Source organism: Streptomyces sp. NPDC057623 (assembly GCF_042800355.1).
GTDB lineage: Bacteria > Actinomycetota > Actinomycetes > Streptomycetales > Streptomycetaceae > Streptomyces.
This window is the reverse complement of the sequence record NZ_JBHVGZ010000035.1, coordinates 2,066-17,258: the sequence shown is the minus strand read 5'-3', so window position 1 is coordinate 17,258 and position 15,193 is coordinate 2,066. Positions and strand designations below refer to the sequence as shown.

At 70.7% G+C, this 15,193-nt stretch carries 11 protein-coding genes; 4 read left to right on the top strand and 7 right to left on the bottom strand.

Translation table 11 applies throughout. The features are described from left to right. Positions 1-275: 275 nt before the first annotated feature. From ACFU95_RS29740 to ACFU95_RS29730, 3 genes are all read left to right on the top strand, one after another. Positions 276-1,475 (top strand): NAD(P)/FAD-dependent oxidoreductase, encoded by a 1,200-nt coding sequence (locus ACFU95_RS29740; protein ID WP_383833566.1) that lies wholly within the window; start codon positions 276-278, stop codon positions 1,473-1,475. A gap of 168 nt (positions 1,476-1,643) precedes the next feature. Continuing rightward, a complete protein-coding gene (locus tag ACFU95_RS29735) occupies positions 1,644-2,540 on the top strand; it encodes an RNA polymerase sigma-70 factor (protein ID WP_383833353.1) in 897 nt (298 codons plus the stop codon). 641 nt (positions 2,541-3,181) lie between these two features. Next, positions 3,182-3,844 (top strand): hypothetical protein, encoded by a 663-nt coding sequence (locus ACFU95_RS29730; RefSeq protein WP_383833349.1) that lies wholly within the window; start codon positions 3,182-3,184, stop codon positions 3,842-3,844. Here the strand turns inward: ACFU95_RS29730 and ACFU95_RS29725 are convergent. Then, positions 3,838-4,110: a hypothetical protein gene (locus ACFU95_RS29725; protein WP_383833346.1), complete on the bottom strand. Its 273-nt coding sequence runs from the start codon at positions 4,108-4,110 to the stop codon at positions 3,838-3,840. The two genes, ACFU95_RS29730 and ACFU95_RS29725, sit on opposite strands and share 7 nt — an antisense overlap. Positions 4,111-4,171: 61 nt before the next feature. Then, a complete protein-coding gene (locus tag ACFU95_RS29720; RefSeq protein ID WP_383833343.1) occupies positions 4,172-6,190 on the bottom strand; it encodes an NACHT domain-containing protein in 2,019 nt (672 codons plus the stop codon). Between the two features lie 158 nt (positions 6,191-6,348). Between ACFU95_RS29720 and ACFU95_RS29715 the strand changes: the two genes are divergently transcribed. Further along, positions 6,349-7,011, top strand: a complete 663-nt coding sequence (locus ACFU95_RS29715; protein ID WP_383833340.1) for a pyridoxamine 5'-phosphate oxidase family protein — start codon at positions 6,349-6,351, stop codon at positions 7,009-7,011. A gap of 114 nt (positions 7,012-7,125) precedes the next feature. Here ACFU95_RS29715 and ACFU95_RS29710 read toward each other — a convergent pair whose 3' ends face one another. The 5 genes from ACFU95_RS29710 to ACFU95_RS29690 all read right to left on the bottom strand — a co-directional run. Beyond that, positions 7,126-8,844: an acyl-CoA dehydrogenase family protein gene (locus ACFU95_RS29710; protein WP_383833337.1), complete on the bottom strand. Its 1,719-nt coding sequence runs from the start codon at positions 8,842-8,844 to the stop codon at positions 7,126-7,128. A gap of 58 nt (positions 8,845-8,902) precedes the next feature. Beyond that, positions 8,903-9,469 (bottom strand): PadR family transcriptional regulator, encoded by a 567-nt coding sequence (locus ACFU95_RS29705; protein WP_383833334.1) that lies wholly within the window; start codon positions 9,467-9,469, stop codon positions 8,903-8,905. A gap of 288 nt (positions 9,470-9,757) precedes the next feature. Beyond that, positions 9,758-13,870, bottom strand: a complete 4,113-nt coding sequence (locus ACFU95_RS29700) for a hypothetical protein (RefSeq protein ID WP_383833331.1) — start codon at positions 13,868-13,870, stop codon at positions 9,758-9,760. Beyond that, complete coding sequence (locus ACFU95_RS29695; protein ID WP_383833327.1) at positions 13,867-14,298, bottom strand: hypothetical protein; 432 nt, start codon at positions 14,296-14,298, stop codon at positions 13,867-13,869. Before ACFU95_RS29695 ends, ACFU95_RS29700 begins: the two co-directional genes overlap by 4 nt. A gap of 16 nt (positions 14,299-14,314) precedes the next feature. Continuing rightward, positions 14,315-15,193 (bottom strand): PQQ-binding-like beta-propeller repeat protein (locus tag ACFU95_RS29690; protein WP_383833325.1); only part of this gene is annotated, 879 nt, incomplete at its 5' end.

The following is a 15,193-nucleotide window of genomic DNA, read 5'->3' as shown; positions in this document are numbered from 1 at the left end:
AGGCCGATCACGTCGCTGACCCAGCTACGTACGAGGTCCGGGCGGGCCATCACCGCGTTGAGGGTGTGCACGCCGCACCTCCGTACTGCCGCCGCTTTTGCTGCCGCGAGATTTCCCAGCCCTCGCCGACCTCGTCAGGGCCGCGTGACACCCCTCGCGTCGGGAGGGGCAGCGTGTCCGCCGCACACGATGTGCGGTACGTCTCATCCGCCGGCTGTCACACCGGATGCGCGGTTGGTGTCTCCATGCCGAGTCCTAAAAGCGAGGGAGACATGATGAACGGGAACGTCGAGGTAGTCGTGATCGGCGGCGGGTACGGGGGCGTGACGGCGGCCAACAGTCTGGCTCGGCGCGATGGCATGTCGGTGACCCTGGTCAATCCGCGTCCCGAGTTCGTATCGAGGATCCGCCTGCACCAGCTCGTGACCGGCTCCGACGACGCGGTCGAGGGCTACGAGGAGGTTCTCGGCGGGAACGTCCGGCGGGTGGTCGACACCGCGACCCTGATCGACACCGCCGAGCGCCGGGTGTTGCTGGCGGGCGGTGGCACGCTCTCCTACGACTACCTCGTCTACGCGGTGGGCAGCGGCGCCGCCGATCCCGGTGTGCCCGGAGCGGCGGAGTTCGCGCACTGGGTGTCGGACCTCGAAGGGGCGCAGCGACTGCGATCGGCGCTGAGCGCGACGCCCGCGTCGGCTCCGGTGACCGTGGTCGGGGCCGGTCCGACCGGCCTGGAGACCGCCGCCGAGCTGGCGGAAGCGGGTCACAAGGTCACTCTGGTCTGCGGCGACGTGCTCGGCCCCTCCCTGCATGCCCGGGTTCGCGGCCCGGTCGCCCGTCGGCTCGCCGGGCTGGGTGTGATCGTCCTCGAAGGTCCCCGCGCACGGGTGACGGAAGTGACACGCGAGGGCGTACAGCTCGATGACGGCCGCGAGCTGCCCAGCGCGGTGACGATCTGGACAGCGGGATTCCGTGTCCCGGACCTGGCCGTCCGCAGCGGGCTGCGCACCGACGCCGAAGGCCGTCTGGTCACCGACGCGACGCTGACCAGCGTGGACGACGTGCGCATCGTCGGCGCTGGGGACGCTGTGGTGATGACGGACCGGCCGTTCCGCATGAGCTGCCAGGCCGCCGTGCAGTTGGGCCCGGCAGCTGCCGCCACGGTCCTGCGCCGGATCGCGGGGAAGGCACCCGCTCCCGTCCGGATGTTCTTCGCCGGGCAGTGCCTCAGCCTCGGCCGAAACGAGGGCGTCACCCAGTTCTCCTACCCGAACGACAAGGTGAACGCGCTCCGCATCAGCGGGCGGACCGGTGCCCGCGTCAAGGAGATGGCCTGCCGGTTCACCCTCGACAAGCTGGTCTCCGGGGCACGCAAGGCCAGTTCCCGCGCAGCCCACGGGGACACCACCGACCGCCTGGAACCGACCCAGCCGGAACAACGCACGACGCCGTCCGACAGGCGAGGAGCGGCATAGCCGCCAAGTCCCCTTCTCGGGCCGGGGCGTCATCCGCACCAGGCCGCCCACCCCACGTGACCCGATCAGTGGGGGGCGGCTGCGGACAACTCCGTCCTCTGACCGGGTACATGTTCCACGAACCGCTTCCGGCACATGGGCCGACCGCTAGAGAGCGAAAAGCACGACATGCACGACCACGTCACCGACCAGGCGACCGAAGCCTTCGTCGCTCACCGCGACCTGCTGTTCACCGTCGCCTACGAGATGCTCGGATCTGCGGCGGACGCCGAGGACGTCCTCCAGGAGGCATGGCTGCGGTGGGCCCAGGTCGACCTCGCGCAGGTGCAGGACCGGCGCGCCTACCTGGTACGGATCACGACGCGGCAAGCACTCAACCGGCTACGCACCCTCAAACGGCGCAAGGAGTCCTACGTCGGCCCCTGGCTGCCCGAGCCCCTGCTCACCGCGGCCGACGTGGCCGAGGACGTCGTACTGGCCGAGAACCTGTCGCTGGCACTCATGTTCATCCTCGAAACCCTCGCACCGACCGAACGCGCCGTGTTCGTGCTGCGCGAGGTCTTCGAGATCGGCTACGACGACATCGCGGACGCGATCGGTAAGAGCCCCGCCGCCGCACGCCAGATCGCCCATCGCGCACGCCGGCACGTCGACGCCCGCCGGCCGCGTACACGGGTGTCCCCGGAAGAATCCCGGGCCACGCTGAACGCGTTCCAGCGCGCCCTCGAGACCGGGGACCTACAGGGTCTGCTCGACGTACTCGCCCCCGACGTCGTCTTCGTCAGCGACGGCGGCGGCTTCAAACTGGCGGCCGTGCGACCGGTCGTCGGCGCCGACAAGGTGCTCCGCTACATGGCCGGCAGTGTCGACAAGGCCGGCGGCACCTTCACCAGTGAGCACACGACGGTCAACGGCAACCCCGGACTCATCCTGCGCCTGGACGGCGTGATCGACGGGGTGCTGGCCTTCCGCGTGGAGGACTCCCGCGTCGCCGGCCTGTACTACGTCCGCAACCCCGGAAAGCTCACCCGCGTCGAGTCCGAGACCGCCCTCACCTCCCGCTGACGGCGTTCACGTACCTCCGGTCACGAGCTCCGCTCGCCGAGGACGTACCGGCCCCGGTCGATCCGTCGCTCGGCTCGGACACACCACTCAGGCCGAGTAACTGGAGGGCCATCGCGGTCGGTACCGCACCGATCACAGGGATGTGCCGGCGCCGAACCGTAGCACTCTCGCAGGTCAGAGCATGCGGCCCGGCAATGCGGGGCTGAACCGACATCGCCGCCGGATTCAGCGGCGCGACCGGCGTGAGAGCAGATGACTCACCCACACGGCAACCGAGAACGCCAGGACCCACAGCACACCGAGGAAGACCGCAGCGCCCCAGGAGTAACCACTTCGAAAGTGCAGCACGCACGACAGCGCGAGTGCCAGAGCAGGCAACGCGAAAGCCGCGCACCGCACCACAAGCCGCTCGTTCACCGACCTCCCCTCCCGCGTCGTAGGGGCGTCCTCAAAGTCTCCCCGGACCTGGACGCCCCAGGCGGACTCACCGTAGCGCCCTACGCGCCACAAGCGGGCCCTGTGTGCCTTCGACGATTCCGGACCATGGCTCACGTAGGTCACAGAACCATCCCAGTGCCTTCACACTCCCCACACATCAGCTGGATTCGCCCTCCACGCAAGATGCGCCAATGGGGGGCGACATGAGCCAGCAGCACCCGCAGTGGGGGGCACCACAGCAGCCACAACAGCCCGGCTGGGCAGGACAACCGACGCAGCCCGGATACGGCTACCCGCAACAGCCCGGCCCGGGATACCCGCAGCAGACCGGCTGGGGTGCTCCCCCGCCGCAGCCGCCCAAGAAACGCAGCATCGGCAAGATCCTCGGCATCACGGGCGCCGTGTTCGTCGGCCTCATCGTGATCGGCGCCATCGCTGGTGGTGGCGGCGAGTCCACCGACAGCAGCAACAAGGACAAGGCCGTCACCGCGTCGTCGGACAAGCCCAAGGCCCAAGGCCAGGCTGAGGACCAGGCCCAGGACCAGGCCGCCGACGAGCCCGCGAAGGAAGAGCCGGCCGAGGACAAGAGCCAGGCCGAACAGTTCAAGGACTGTGTCGCCAAGTCCGGCACCGCCACCGAGAAGGAGGCCGTCGGGCACGTCACGAAGGTGACCGGCGCCGACAAGAACAACGACATCCTCGACACGGCTGAGGTGTTCACCGACTACACGGGCGGTCTCATCGGCCCTCACGCCTCGGACGGCAAACTGATCGCGTCCGCGTTCGCGTCCTGCTACGAGTCGAAGAACGGGCTGGTGACCGTGTACGACGAGAAGGGCGAGATCCTCTCGAACGGCAACTACTGACCCGCCGCTGACCGGCCCGGCTCGCGCCCGTGCGCGGCCGGGCCTTCGCGCCGGGTCGGCGCGCAGTGCAGGCTGCTGGTCACGACGAGGGGGCGTCGGCGCCGTGCCTCAGGACAACTGCTCATCCGCAGCGCGTCCTTCTTCGCCAGGACCGGCACCACCATCATGCGGTGGTACTCCCCCGGGCGGTGCGGTTCGCCCACCGGAAGGCCGTCGGCCTCCGCCCAGGCGTGCGCGCGGAGCGGCGCCGTAGTACCCGCTCTCACCCCGTTCAGTGAACCCGGGGCAAGGTGCCAAGCTGTCCCCTCCCCCCGAAGGCAGCGGCCGTCAGGGGCGGTTGGCGGGGTCGGCGAGCCAGTCCTGGAGTTCGCGGTGGCGGAACTGGTGGGCGATGCCGGCGCCGCGGAGCAGGCCGGCCGTGGTGGCCCAGCGCAGGAACCGGCCGAGGCGCCAGGGCAATGCCCCGGGGCCGAGGCGGGTGCACAGCAGCAGGGCGATGTAGCGCATCCCCGCGCCCCCGGCACTCCCCGCCACGGGCACCAGCATGATCCCCATGACGACCCCGACCGCCGCCGGGAGGTTCCCGGCCGCGACCTCGCTCGCCCCGAGCACGAACAAGACCCCGGCACCGAGCCCGGCCACGAGTCCGCTCGTGAGGCTGATACGAACAAGGACGCGGGGATCCAAAACGCTGAGGGTGCCCTCGGCCGTGCGCCGGCCTGAGAACCAGACGGCCACCGAAGGAACGAGCATGTCGGCGAGCCAGAAGGTCGCGGCACGTCGGCCCTGGGGGCTGCGCAGCCGTCCCAGGTCGAGCCGAGAGGGCACCGGCCACGCGAGAACGTATGTGAGACCGAGAGCCGAGAGGGCCACGGTCATGGTGAGGGCTGCCCCGGCGGACAACGTGATGCCGAGTCCCCCCATGCCCAGGGCGGCGCCCCCGAGGAACACCCCCGCGAGGAGAGCGAGGTGGGCAAGGCGAGGACGGCGGCGGCCGGCCAAGGGCCACAGGTCATGCAGGACCAGATCGGTGCCCGACAGGGCCCGGCCGGCCACGGTACGGCCGGTGGCGGCGTTGCTGTTGAGATAGGCGGCCAGCACACCCAGCCAGGCCCGGACCTGCTCGGGGGTGTAGGTGTCGCTCCGTGAGTCACGGTGCCGGGTGGTGGCGTCCTGGAGGAACAGCTTGAGCAGGTGGTCGCGGACCGCCCGGTCGCCGGCCAGTTCGGGGCGGATCAGATCCTGGGGCGAGTGCAGATGAGCGCCGGTGAGATCGCGCTGTTCGTAGACGGTCACCGCCACGGTCAGCCGCCATGGGGTGGACAGGGCCCGCGCCAGCGGCGAGGACGGGGCCCGGTCGAGGGTGTCCAGCACACCCTGCCAGCGCGCTGGGCTTCCCACCCGTTGCTGGATGAACAGGCGGGCCTGAGCGGGACTGATCCGACCGATCTCCACTCGCGCGGCATCCTGGGTCCAGACCTCCCATTCCTCCAGCGCCTGGTACTGCCCGCTGCGGCAGGTCAGCACGAGGTTCGCCTTCGCCCGGCCACGCTGGAAGGCGTTGAGCACGTCCAACGCCTGCCGGGCCCGGGAGCCGTACCCGGGTGTGTCCGAGGCGTCCATCTCGTCCAGCCCGTCCAACACCGGGAGGATGAGCCCCGCGTCCATCAGCGCCGCCGCGGCCGTCGGGGAGATCCCCTGATAGGTGTCCACCAGATGCCGGCACACCCACGCCCGTACCATCCGGGCCGCCGCACCCGGAGCATGGCCGGCCCCCGTGCTCGGCCCGGTGCCTCGGTGAGCGGCGGACAGCAGGTCCCAGGAAGCCAGAGGCAGCCGTACCGGTACCGGATCCTCCGGGCCGCGCTCCTCCAACAGGGCGAGGAGAAGTTCGAGGGCGAGCACGGTCTTGCCTGCGCCCGGCGCCCCGGTGATCACCAGGCGCCCTGGTCGCAGCTGCCGGTAGTAGGTGGCCACCTCGCTCAATCGTCCTTCCACGGCGGCTCCGGCGGCGTTGCGGGCCGCGGCCGGCCGGAAGTCGAAGCGCACATCGACCGGCGTACCGTCCCCGCCGAGCAACTGCGTCCTCGCCTCGGTCTCCGCTCGCAGCACCGCCTGCGCCAGCCTGCCCGCCATCGCCACCGCGTCGGTCTCCTGGTGGCGAAGCCCCCTCCAGGACATCCACCCCGACCAGCCCGCGACCGCGAGCCCCGCCAAGCCGAGCGCCGCGCCGACCGGGTCGACATCACCCCGGTTCAGCCCTCGCGAACCCCACGCCACCACTGCCGCCAACGATGCGGCGCACACGCACGCCCACAGCCAGCCCGTCGGCCTACGTCTGTTCATGTGCACAGAGCATGGCATCTTGCACCATGCACCTGACAGGAAGCGCTTGAGATTGAGAATCGCCCATCAGTTCGGATCACGACACCGTGCTCCATACGGGGTTAGAGTGCCGTCGCTCCCCACGCCCAGCTGAAGGCCATAGGAAGGCAGCGCGTTCCGTGAACCACACCCACGAGTCCACCGGCTCCACCGGAGAGCGCCGCCTCCAACAGCTTCTCGGTACGGCCGACCAGGCCGCCACCTTCTACGACCGCCAGGTGCAGCCCCGTCTCACCCCGCAGATGGTGGAGTTCATAGGGCGGCAGACGATGGCGTTCCTGTCCACGTCGGACGCCGGTGGAGCCTGCGACGTCACCTTCCGTGCCGGTCCCCCGGGCTTCGTCACGGTGCTGGACGACGGCACCCTCACCTACCCCGAGTACCGCGGGAACGGTGTCCTCGCCAGTGCGGGAAACATCACCGAGAACCCGCATATCGGACTGCTCTTCGTCGACTTCACCCATGACCACGTCGGCCTGCACGTCAATGGCGCGGCTCGGCTCCACCGGGACGAGGACCAGCGGCGGGCCTACCCCGGCCTTCCCGTGGACACCGCTCCTGGACGCAGGCCCGAGTTCTGGGTGCACATCACGGTGGAGGAGGCGTATGTGCACTGCTCGAAGCACATACCCCACCTCGAGCCTGCACCGCGTCCCCGCCCGGCGGCCCATCGGCCGAAGGACGCCGACTACTTCGCCCCTCGCACCGAGCACGAGTCCTCACCGTACGAGGACATGGAGACCTCGGGAACACGCACCGGACCGCTGCCGGGCAGGGACTGACCCGGCGTCGAACCGGCCCTCCGCGCGGCAGGTCCCGCGGAGGGCCGGGGTACGAGCGTTACCACTCCGGGGGCGCCTTGGCCGTCACATGTCGACGAGCCCCCTAGCCTGCTGTCACGGCGCCATCTCGTACGCCGCGGACAGTGCCTCCACACGCTCCCAGACGCGTCCCGAACGCGCTTCGTCGACGACGGGGCGCCGGACGGCACCGAGCGCCCAGCGCTGCTGGTCCGCGGTGGCGGAGTCCTTGCCGTGCAGTTCGACGGCGAAGGCGGAGAAGTCGCGGACGAGGACGGAGAACAGCTCGTCGAGCACGTCCTCGTCGAGGTCCGTCAGGCGGGCCTGCTCCAGGATCAGCTGGCCGTGCACCACCAGCGCGAACAGCTGGCCGACGGCGAGCAGGAGATCGAGGTCGCGGCTCTGCTCCTCGTCGGGGGCCGCGGTGGTGACGAACTCGCACAGGGCGTCGGCCTGCTCCCGGAAGCGGGCGACGTTCGGCACCCCGGCGTACGCGTCGTAGGCGGGGCGCCAGTCGTGGAAGCGCACGGAACCGAGGCCGCGGGCCGGGCCCTGCTCGAAGAGGAACGTGTCGTCGGCCGCGTCGAGCCGGGTCGGCACGGCCTCGAACTCGGCCGGGTTCAGGAGGTGGTTGCGCATGAACTTGAGGATCAGCGCGAGGTTGACGTGGACCGTGCCCTCCAGCTTGGGCAGCCCCCGGATCTCGACGGCGGCCTGGGCGAAGTAGGTGTCCTTCTCGAAGCCCTTGGCGGCGATCACGTCCCACATCAGGTCGATGACCTTCTCGCCCTCCGTGGTCACCTTCATCTTCGTCATCGGGTTGAAGAGCAGGTAGCGGCGGTCGTCCGGCGAGGCGGAGCGGAAGTAGTCGACGGCGCGGTCGCTGAACAGCTTCATGCCGACGAGGCGGACGTACGCGTCGGCCAGCTCGCGGCGCACGTGCGGGAAGGCGGTGACGGGGCGGCCGTACAGGATGCGGTTGTGCGCGTGGGTCACCGCCTCGTACATCGCGTGCTCGCAGATGCCGATCGAGGCGGTGCAGAGGTTGAACTTGCCGACGTTGACGGTGTTGAGGGCGGCGTCGAAGGCGGCGCGGCCCGTGTGCAGGACGTCGTCCGGGGTGACCGGGTAGTCCTCCAGGCGGAACTCGCTGACGTACTTCGAGGAGTCGACGACGTTCTTCACCAGGTCGTAGGCCGAGTGGCGGCTGTCGGCGGCGAAGAAGACGTAGCCGTCGGGGCCCTCGATGTCGGTGCGCCGGCCGAAGACCGAGACGAGGCCGGCGGCGTTGCCGTTGCCGATGTAGTACTTGGACCCCGTCGCCCTGAAGCCGCCGTCGCCGTCCGGCGTCAGCAGCATGTCGGTGGAGTAGATGTCGGCGCCGTGCGTCTTCTCGGAGAGGCCGAAGGCGAACACCTCGCCCTGGGTGAGGAGTTCCGCCGCGCGGGTGCGGGCCGCGGTGTTGTCGCTCTGCCAGACCGGTCCGAGACCGAGGATGGTGACCTGCCACGCGTACCAGTAGTCGAGACCGTAGAACCCGAAGATCTCGTTGAGGGCGGCGATCCGGGCCGTGTCCCAGCGCTGGTCCTTGTTGCCGGCGGCGGCCGCCGGGGTCAGGAAGGTGGCGAACAGTCCCTCCTTGGCCGCGAACGCGAGGAAGTCCGCCAGCCAGGCGCGGGTCCGGTAGTCCTCGATGAGCCTGCGCTTGCCGCGGTCCTCGAACCAGTCGACGGTGGCACGCAGCAACCTGCGGGTCTCGGGGTCGAACTGCGCGGGGTCGTACGTGCGGGGGTTGAAGAGGAGGGAGTCGGCCATGAAGGTCCGCCTTCCGAAGGTTGAGGGTTGAGGGTTGGAGGTTGCGGCTGCCGGGACTTCAGGCATGCGGGTGGGGCGTGCCGAGCCGGCGGAGGGTGGCGAGTACGTCGTCGAGCCAGGCGACCGTCATCCGCTCGTACGCGATGCCGCCGCGCAGCACGACATGCTGAAGCTCCTGACCGGCGTCGAGCGGGGTGGGCGCCTCCGGCCCGGTGAAGTCACGCAGCTCCCCGGCTTGGTAGTGCGCGAGCCGGTCGCTGTGCACCTGGCGGTGCCGTTCGACCTCACGGATGAGCACGGACGGGTCGTCGAAGGCCGCGCCGCGGATCTTCACGGCGAGTTCGTGCCGGATGCTCTCGGGTTGGATCGATTCGTGCAGCCACTGGGAGAGCGCTGCGCGGCCGGGGCCGACGACGGAGTACTCCTTCTTGTCCGGTCGGCTCTGCTGTGACATCTCACGGACGGCGAGCAGGCCCTCGCTCTCCATGCGCTTGAGTACGCGGTAGATCTGCTGGTGCGTGGCGGTCCAGAAGTATCCGATGGACCGCTCGAACCGCCGGGCCAGCTCATAGCCGGAACCCGGCTTCTCCAGCAGGGAGACGAGAATCGCGTGCTCGAGCGCCATGCCCCCGATCCTTCTATGCAACTCGTTGCATAGCCAAGTGGCGCTGCCCAGGTGAGACGGGGCTCACGCGGGGCGGGGGCGATACGGCAGCTGGGAGATACGGCAGCTGTCCTGCTGGGCCTGGGAGAACGCGGGCCGGCGGCCGTGGTCCCCGGCCCCGGCCCGTGGACCCCGTCTCCCCCGAGCCGGCCCGGACCGTGAAGAACCGCGAAACCGCGCGGGCGCGCGGCGGCGCCTGCCCCATCTGTCACCGCGACATGCCGGCGCCGATACCAACCTGACCAGGCCCTACTGGGTGGTCCCGCAGGGTGGGTCGTACGGCAGTCGGAGGACGTATCGCTTCCATTGCTGTCGGCTCAGGGCGCCGGAGCTCCCGGCACAGATGCGGCTGATCGCGGACTTGACGTTCAGGTCCCAGAGCGTGGCCACGCCGTCGTCGGTGGTGGCGGCCAGGGTGTGGCCGTCCGGGCTGAACGCCAGAACGGCGACGAATCCGGTCTCCACGGTCAGCGGTCGGCCGATGGGGGTGGGGTGGTCGGGATCGGTGACGTTCCACAGGTTGATGGTGCCGTTGTCGGTGTGGCCCGCCGCCGCGAGGGTGCGCCCGTCCGGGCTGAACGCCACCGACCACAGGCTGCCGCCGGGTACCGTCAGCGGACTGCCCCTACGTGTGAGGTGGTTGGGGTCGGTGGCATCCCACAGGGTGACGATGCCGCGGTCGTTCCCCGTGGCGAGCGTGCGGCCGTCCGGGCTGAACGCCACCCAGGTGCTGGTGCCGGTCGGCTGCTCGATCGGCTGCCCGAAGCGGACCCCGTCGGTCGTACGCCACAGGCCGACCTCGCCGTTGCTGCCGTCGCCGCCGGCGGCCAGCATCGAGCCGTCGCGGTTGAACGCCAGGGACTGGACGGACCTCGTGTGGTCATTGGAGATGCCGCCCTGGGACTCGGGGTGCGCGGGGTCGCTGACGTCCCACAGGGCGATCATGCCAAGCGCGTGGTCGCCGGCCGCGGCCAGAGTGTCGCCGTCGGGGCTGAACGCCAGGGAGAAGATGAGCCCCTTCGCCTCGGTGAGGGTCTCCCGGAGGCGAACGGGACGGCTGGGGTCGGCGGTGTTCCACAACGTGACGGTGCCGGCGCCGTCGCCCGCGGCCAGGGTGCGCCCGTCCGGGCTGAACGCCACGGCGGTGACCGGCTTCTTGGGACCGGTGAGCGGATCACCGAGGGGAACGGGGTGGTGGGGGTCGGCGGTGTTCCACAGCGAGACGGTCTTGTTCTGGTTTCCGGCGGCCAGGGTGTCGCCGTCGGGGCTGAACGCCACGGATGCCACATTGCCGCCGGCGCCGATGATCCGGGTCGGCGGCAGATTCCACAGATCGACGTTGCCGTCGCTGTTCCCGGCGGCGAGGGTGCGGCTGTCCGGGCTGAACGCCACGTCGGTCACCTCGTCGCCGGGCCCGGTCAGCGGCCGGCCCAGAGGGCTGATGGCCTCGGGGCGAGTGACGTTCCACAGATGGATGGTGCGGTCGGCGCTGCCGGCCGCCAGGGTGTGGCCGTCCGGGCTGAACGCCACCGACGTGACGGTCTGGACGGGACCTGTCAGCGGCTTGCCCAGGGGGGCGGGGTGGCCGGGGTCCGCGACCTTCCACAGGTGGACCTTGCTGTCGCTGGATCCGGCGGCCAGGATACGGCTGCCGGGGCTGAACGCCAGGGAGTTGACGTCGTCCCCGGCTTTCAGGGAACGGCCGCGGACGGGGTGGGCCGGGTCGGTGGTGTTCCACAGGCGGATGGTGCCGCCGTCGTCGTCGCATGCGGCGGCCAGGGTTCGCCCGTCGGGACTGAACGCGATTCTGGTGGCGAAGACGTCGGGGCAGTCGAGGTTCAGGGGCTCGCCCGCGGGGTCGACGTCGTCGGGGCGGGCGACGTTCCACAGGCTGACGAGTCCGGCGTTCCATTCGGCGGCCAGGGTACGGCCGTCGGGGCTGAACGCCACTGATTCGATGGTGGTCGCGGCGTCCAGGCCCTTGACGCCGGGACTCTTCAGCCGGCCGAGCAGGTCCGGGTGGCTGGGGCTGGTCAGGCTCCACAGGTCGACGAATCCGCCGGAACCGGCGTCGCCGTTCTGGTTGTCGTGGCCGCCGACGGCCAGCACCCGGCCGTCCGGGCTGAACGCGAGCGAAAGGATCGAATCGACGGAACGGTCCACGGGCACGGGTTCGCCCAGCGCCACCGGACGGCTGGGATCGGAGACATCCCACAGCCGGACGAGGTTCTGGTAGACGTTCCCGGCCGCCAGCATGTGCCCGTCGGGGCTGTAGGCCACGGTGTACACCGCGCCGCGCGCGCCGCGCGGGCCGGGAAGCCGGGTGGCCAGCGGTGTGTTCTCGGTCGAGATGAGCCGGGACGCCGCCTCCGGGGTCGGGTCCATGCGGTAGGAGGTCAGCGCGAGTTGAGCGGACAGCGAGGGATCGGTCGGCGCCAGTTGCACGGACGCGGAAGTGACGGCGGCGTTGATGGCCTGGTTGCGGTCCCGCAGGGCCTGGGCGGCGGCTTCCCGGGCCTGGGACTCCTGCTGGAAGGCGAACACCGCGGCCAGCGAGGCGACCACGGCCAGGGCGGTGATGGCGGCGACCGCGCCGCGCCGGAGCCGTTGCCCGCGCCGCTGGTGGTGGCGGGAGGCTGCCAGGAATGACCGGGCGGCGTCGCTGAGTTCCGGCCCGTGCATGTCGGCCCAGGCGCGGGCGGCCTCCAGGCGGTTGCCACGGTACAGCGCGGCTGCCTCCCGGCCCGCCTGTTCCCAGAGCGCGGCCGCGTCCTCCAGATCCTGTCGTACGAGGTTCCCGTTGCGGTCGTGCTCGATCCAGCCCCGCAGCCGGGGCCAGGCACGGATGAGCACCTCATGCGTCATCACCACCGTGTCGTCCTGGTCCCGCGTCAGCAGCCGGCCATTGGTGAAGTCGTCCAGGACTCTCTCGGCCGCTTCCCGGTCCGGCGCGTGACGCAGCAACTCGTCGTACCGGACGCGGCGGCGGCTGTCGTCGGCGTCGCGTCCCACGATGACGAGCCGCAGGAACACCCACCGCGCGGCCTCGCGGCAGGGCGGCGGCAGGGTGTCGTAGAGCCTGTTCGCCGTGGTGGCGATGGCGCCCTGGATGCCGCCGGTGACCCGGTATCCGTCCACCGTGAGCGTGTGGCCGTGGCGCTGCTGCCAGGTGGCCCGCAGCGCGTGTGCGAGCAGCGGCAGCCGGCCCGTGCTGCTCGTACCGACCGGTCCCCCGACCGCGCCCAGGTCCGCCAGCAGCACCTCCACCAGGCCGTCTTCCACGTCGAGTCCCACGCTGGCGGCCGGGCGGCGGATCGCCTCCTTGAGTTCGTCCTCCGTCATCGGCTCCAGCAGGACCGGCCCGGCCCGGAGCGCCGCCCGGAGCTGCCGATGGGCCGTGCACGCGGCATAGAAGTCCGCGCGCACCCCCAGCACCACGACCGCACCGCCCGCGGGCTGGGCCAGACGGTCCAGTACGTCGATGAACCACTGCCGTTCGGTCTCGTCGCCGCAGGCCGTGAAGACCTCCTCGAACTGGTCGACCACGACGACCAGGCCCACGGAGGGGGACTCCCCGACGGGCGCCGGATCGCCGGCGCCGCTGATCTCGCGCAGGTCGGCAAGGCACTGCGCGGGATCGGCCCGCCACTTCGGTGCGGTGCGCCGGGCGGTCTCGGCGTCCAGCCCGGCGGCGGCCGCCAGGGCCAGGGCCGGGGACGCCGTCGGGGTCAGCAGCAGCCGGGGGCAGGTTCTGGAGCCCTCCACCGGAAGCCGGCCGTCGTCCAGGGCCGGCAGCACTCCGGCCGCGAGCAGGGACGACTTGCCGGCTCCCGAGGGGCCGATCAGCACCAGCGGGCCGCCCTCGCCGATCCGGGCGTCCATCCGCTCGCACACGAGATGGACCATGCGCTCACGGCCGTAGAACCACTGCTTGTGCCGTGCGCCGAACGGGGCCAAGCCCGGGTACGGGCACAGCGCTTGGGCGGCGCCGGGGCCGGGCACGGTTCTGCGTCCCTCGTCGCCGACGCGTATGTGCATGTCGCGGCCGGCCATGAAGGAGCTGCCGCCTCCCGTCACGGTCGCCTCCAGCCGTTTCGGCTGCCAGGGGGGCGGACCGTCGGGGGTGGGCTCGTCGAGGGGCGGCGTGTCGGGAGTGGGCTCGTCGGAGGTGGGCTCGTCGGGGGTGGGCTCGTCGAGGGGCGGCGTGTCGGGAGTGGGCCCGTCGGAGGTGGGCTCGTCGAGGGGCGGCGTGTCGGGAGTGGGCCCGTCGGAGGTGGGCTCGTCGAGGGGCGGCGTGTCGGGAGTGGGCCCGTCGGAGGTGGGCTCGTCGAGGGGCGCGGCCCCGGTGTCGTGTTCCGTCACGCCTGTCCGCCTCTGGTGACGGTCATGTCCCGGCCGGCCAGGAACGCGTCGCCGCCGGAGACGTGTGCCTCCAGCGTCATCGAGCCCGTGATCTGCTGTTCCGGGGTTTCGGCGGCGCGCAGTTCCCCGCCCAGCAGCGAGCGCAGCTCGTCGACGGCGTCCGGTCGCGTGGCCATCAGCCGGATGATGCGGGCCTGCCACTCGGCGACCAGCAGCCCTTGGAGTTCCTGGCCGTCCCCCGTCCTCTGCGCCTGAATCAACTCGCCGCGCGCATCGGTGAGTTCCTCCTCGACGCGCTCCGGATGCGCGGACCGCCACAGCGACAGGACCGAGGACTTGACCGCGGCCCAGCCGTCCGTCGCCAGCAGATCGATCAGGCGCGCCGCGGCCACCGATGCCAGGCCGGCGAGTTCCACACTCGTCTCCATGTCTTCTCCTTGTCCCTTACCGCCCGTGGGCCGCGATCGCGGTCATGGTCAGGTGGGAGGCGATGAACACGCGGTCGCCGCCCACCGTCCACAGGAACCCCCAGTCCGGCTGCCCGGGGTCGCGGTATTTCCACCGGGCCCTGCCGGTGGCGGCGTCGATGGCCCACAGCGTCTTGGCGGTGTCGGTGGCGAAGACGGTGTCGGCCGAACACTGCGCGCTCCTGCCGGAAACCCGCAGGGAGGCATTGAACATGTTGGAAGTGCCGATGTCGCTGGCCCCGTCGACCTTCGCGACCCACTGGATCGTGCCGTCGGCCGCGGCCATGGCGGCCAGGTCACTACCGACGGGTACGTAGACGGTCGCACCGTCCAGGCTGGAGAACGGGGTGCCGATCCGGACCTGGTCCCCGTTCTTCGCCTTGAAGCGCTGATGCCATTTCTCGCTGCCCGTGGCCGTGTCGACGGCGAACAGTGTTTCGCCGTTGCCGCCGGCGAACAGGAACAGCCCGGCGGCGTAGCACGTCAGCGGCCAGCCGGTGGAGAAGTAGGACCCGGCGTACGGAACGGACACGTTCCAGCCGCGGGCGCCCTTCCTGCCGGCGTCGATCATCTGGACGCGGCCGGGTTTGCCCACAACGGCCGAGGTGGCCAGCAGGTGAGTACCGGAGGGCGGCACGAGCACGTTGTTGATGTCCGTGCCCTTGACCTGCCAGCGTCGCTTGCCGTTCGCGGCGTTGAACGCACGGATGTAGCCGGTGGTCGCAGACTCGGCGGAGTAATTCCGCTGAGACAACGTCCCGCATACATAGACCGTGTTCCCTGCGACTGCCACATATTTGCTGATGAACATCGGCGCATCCGAGCCGCCGCCGGGATCGACGTCGGCCATCACGGT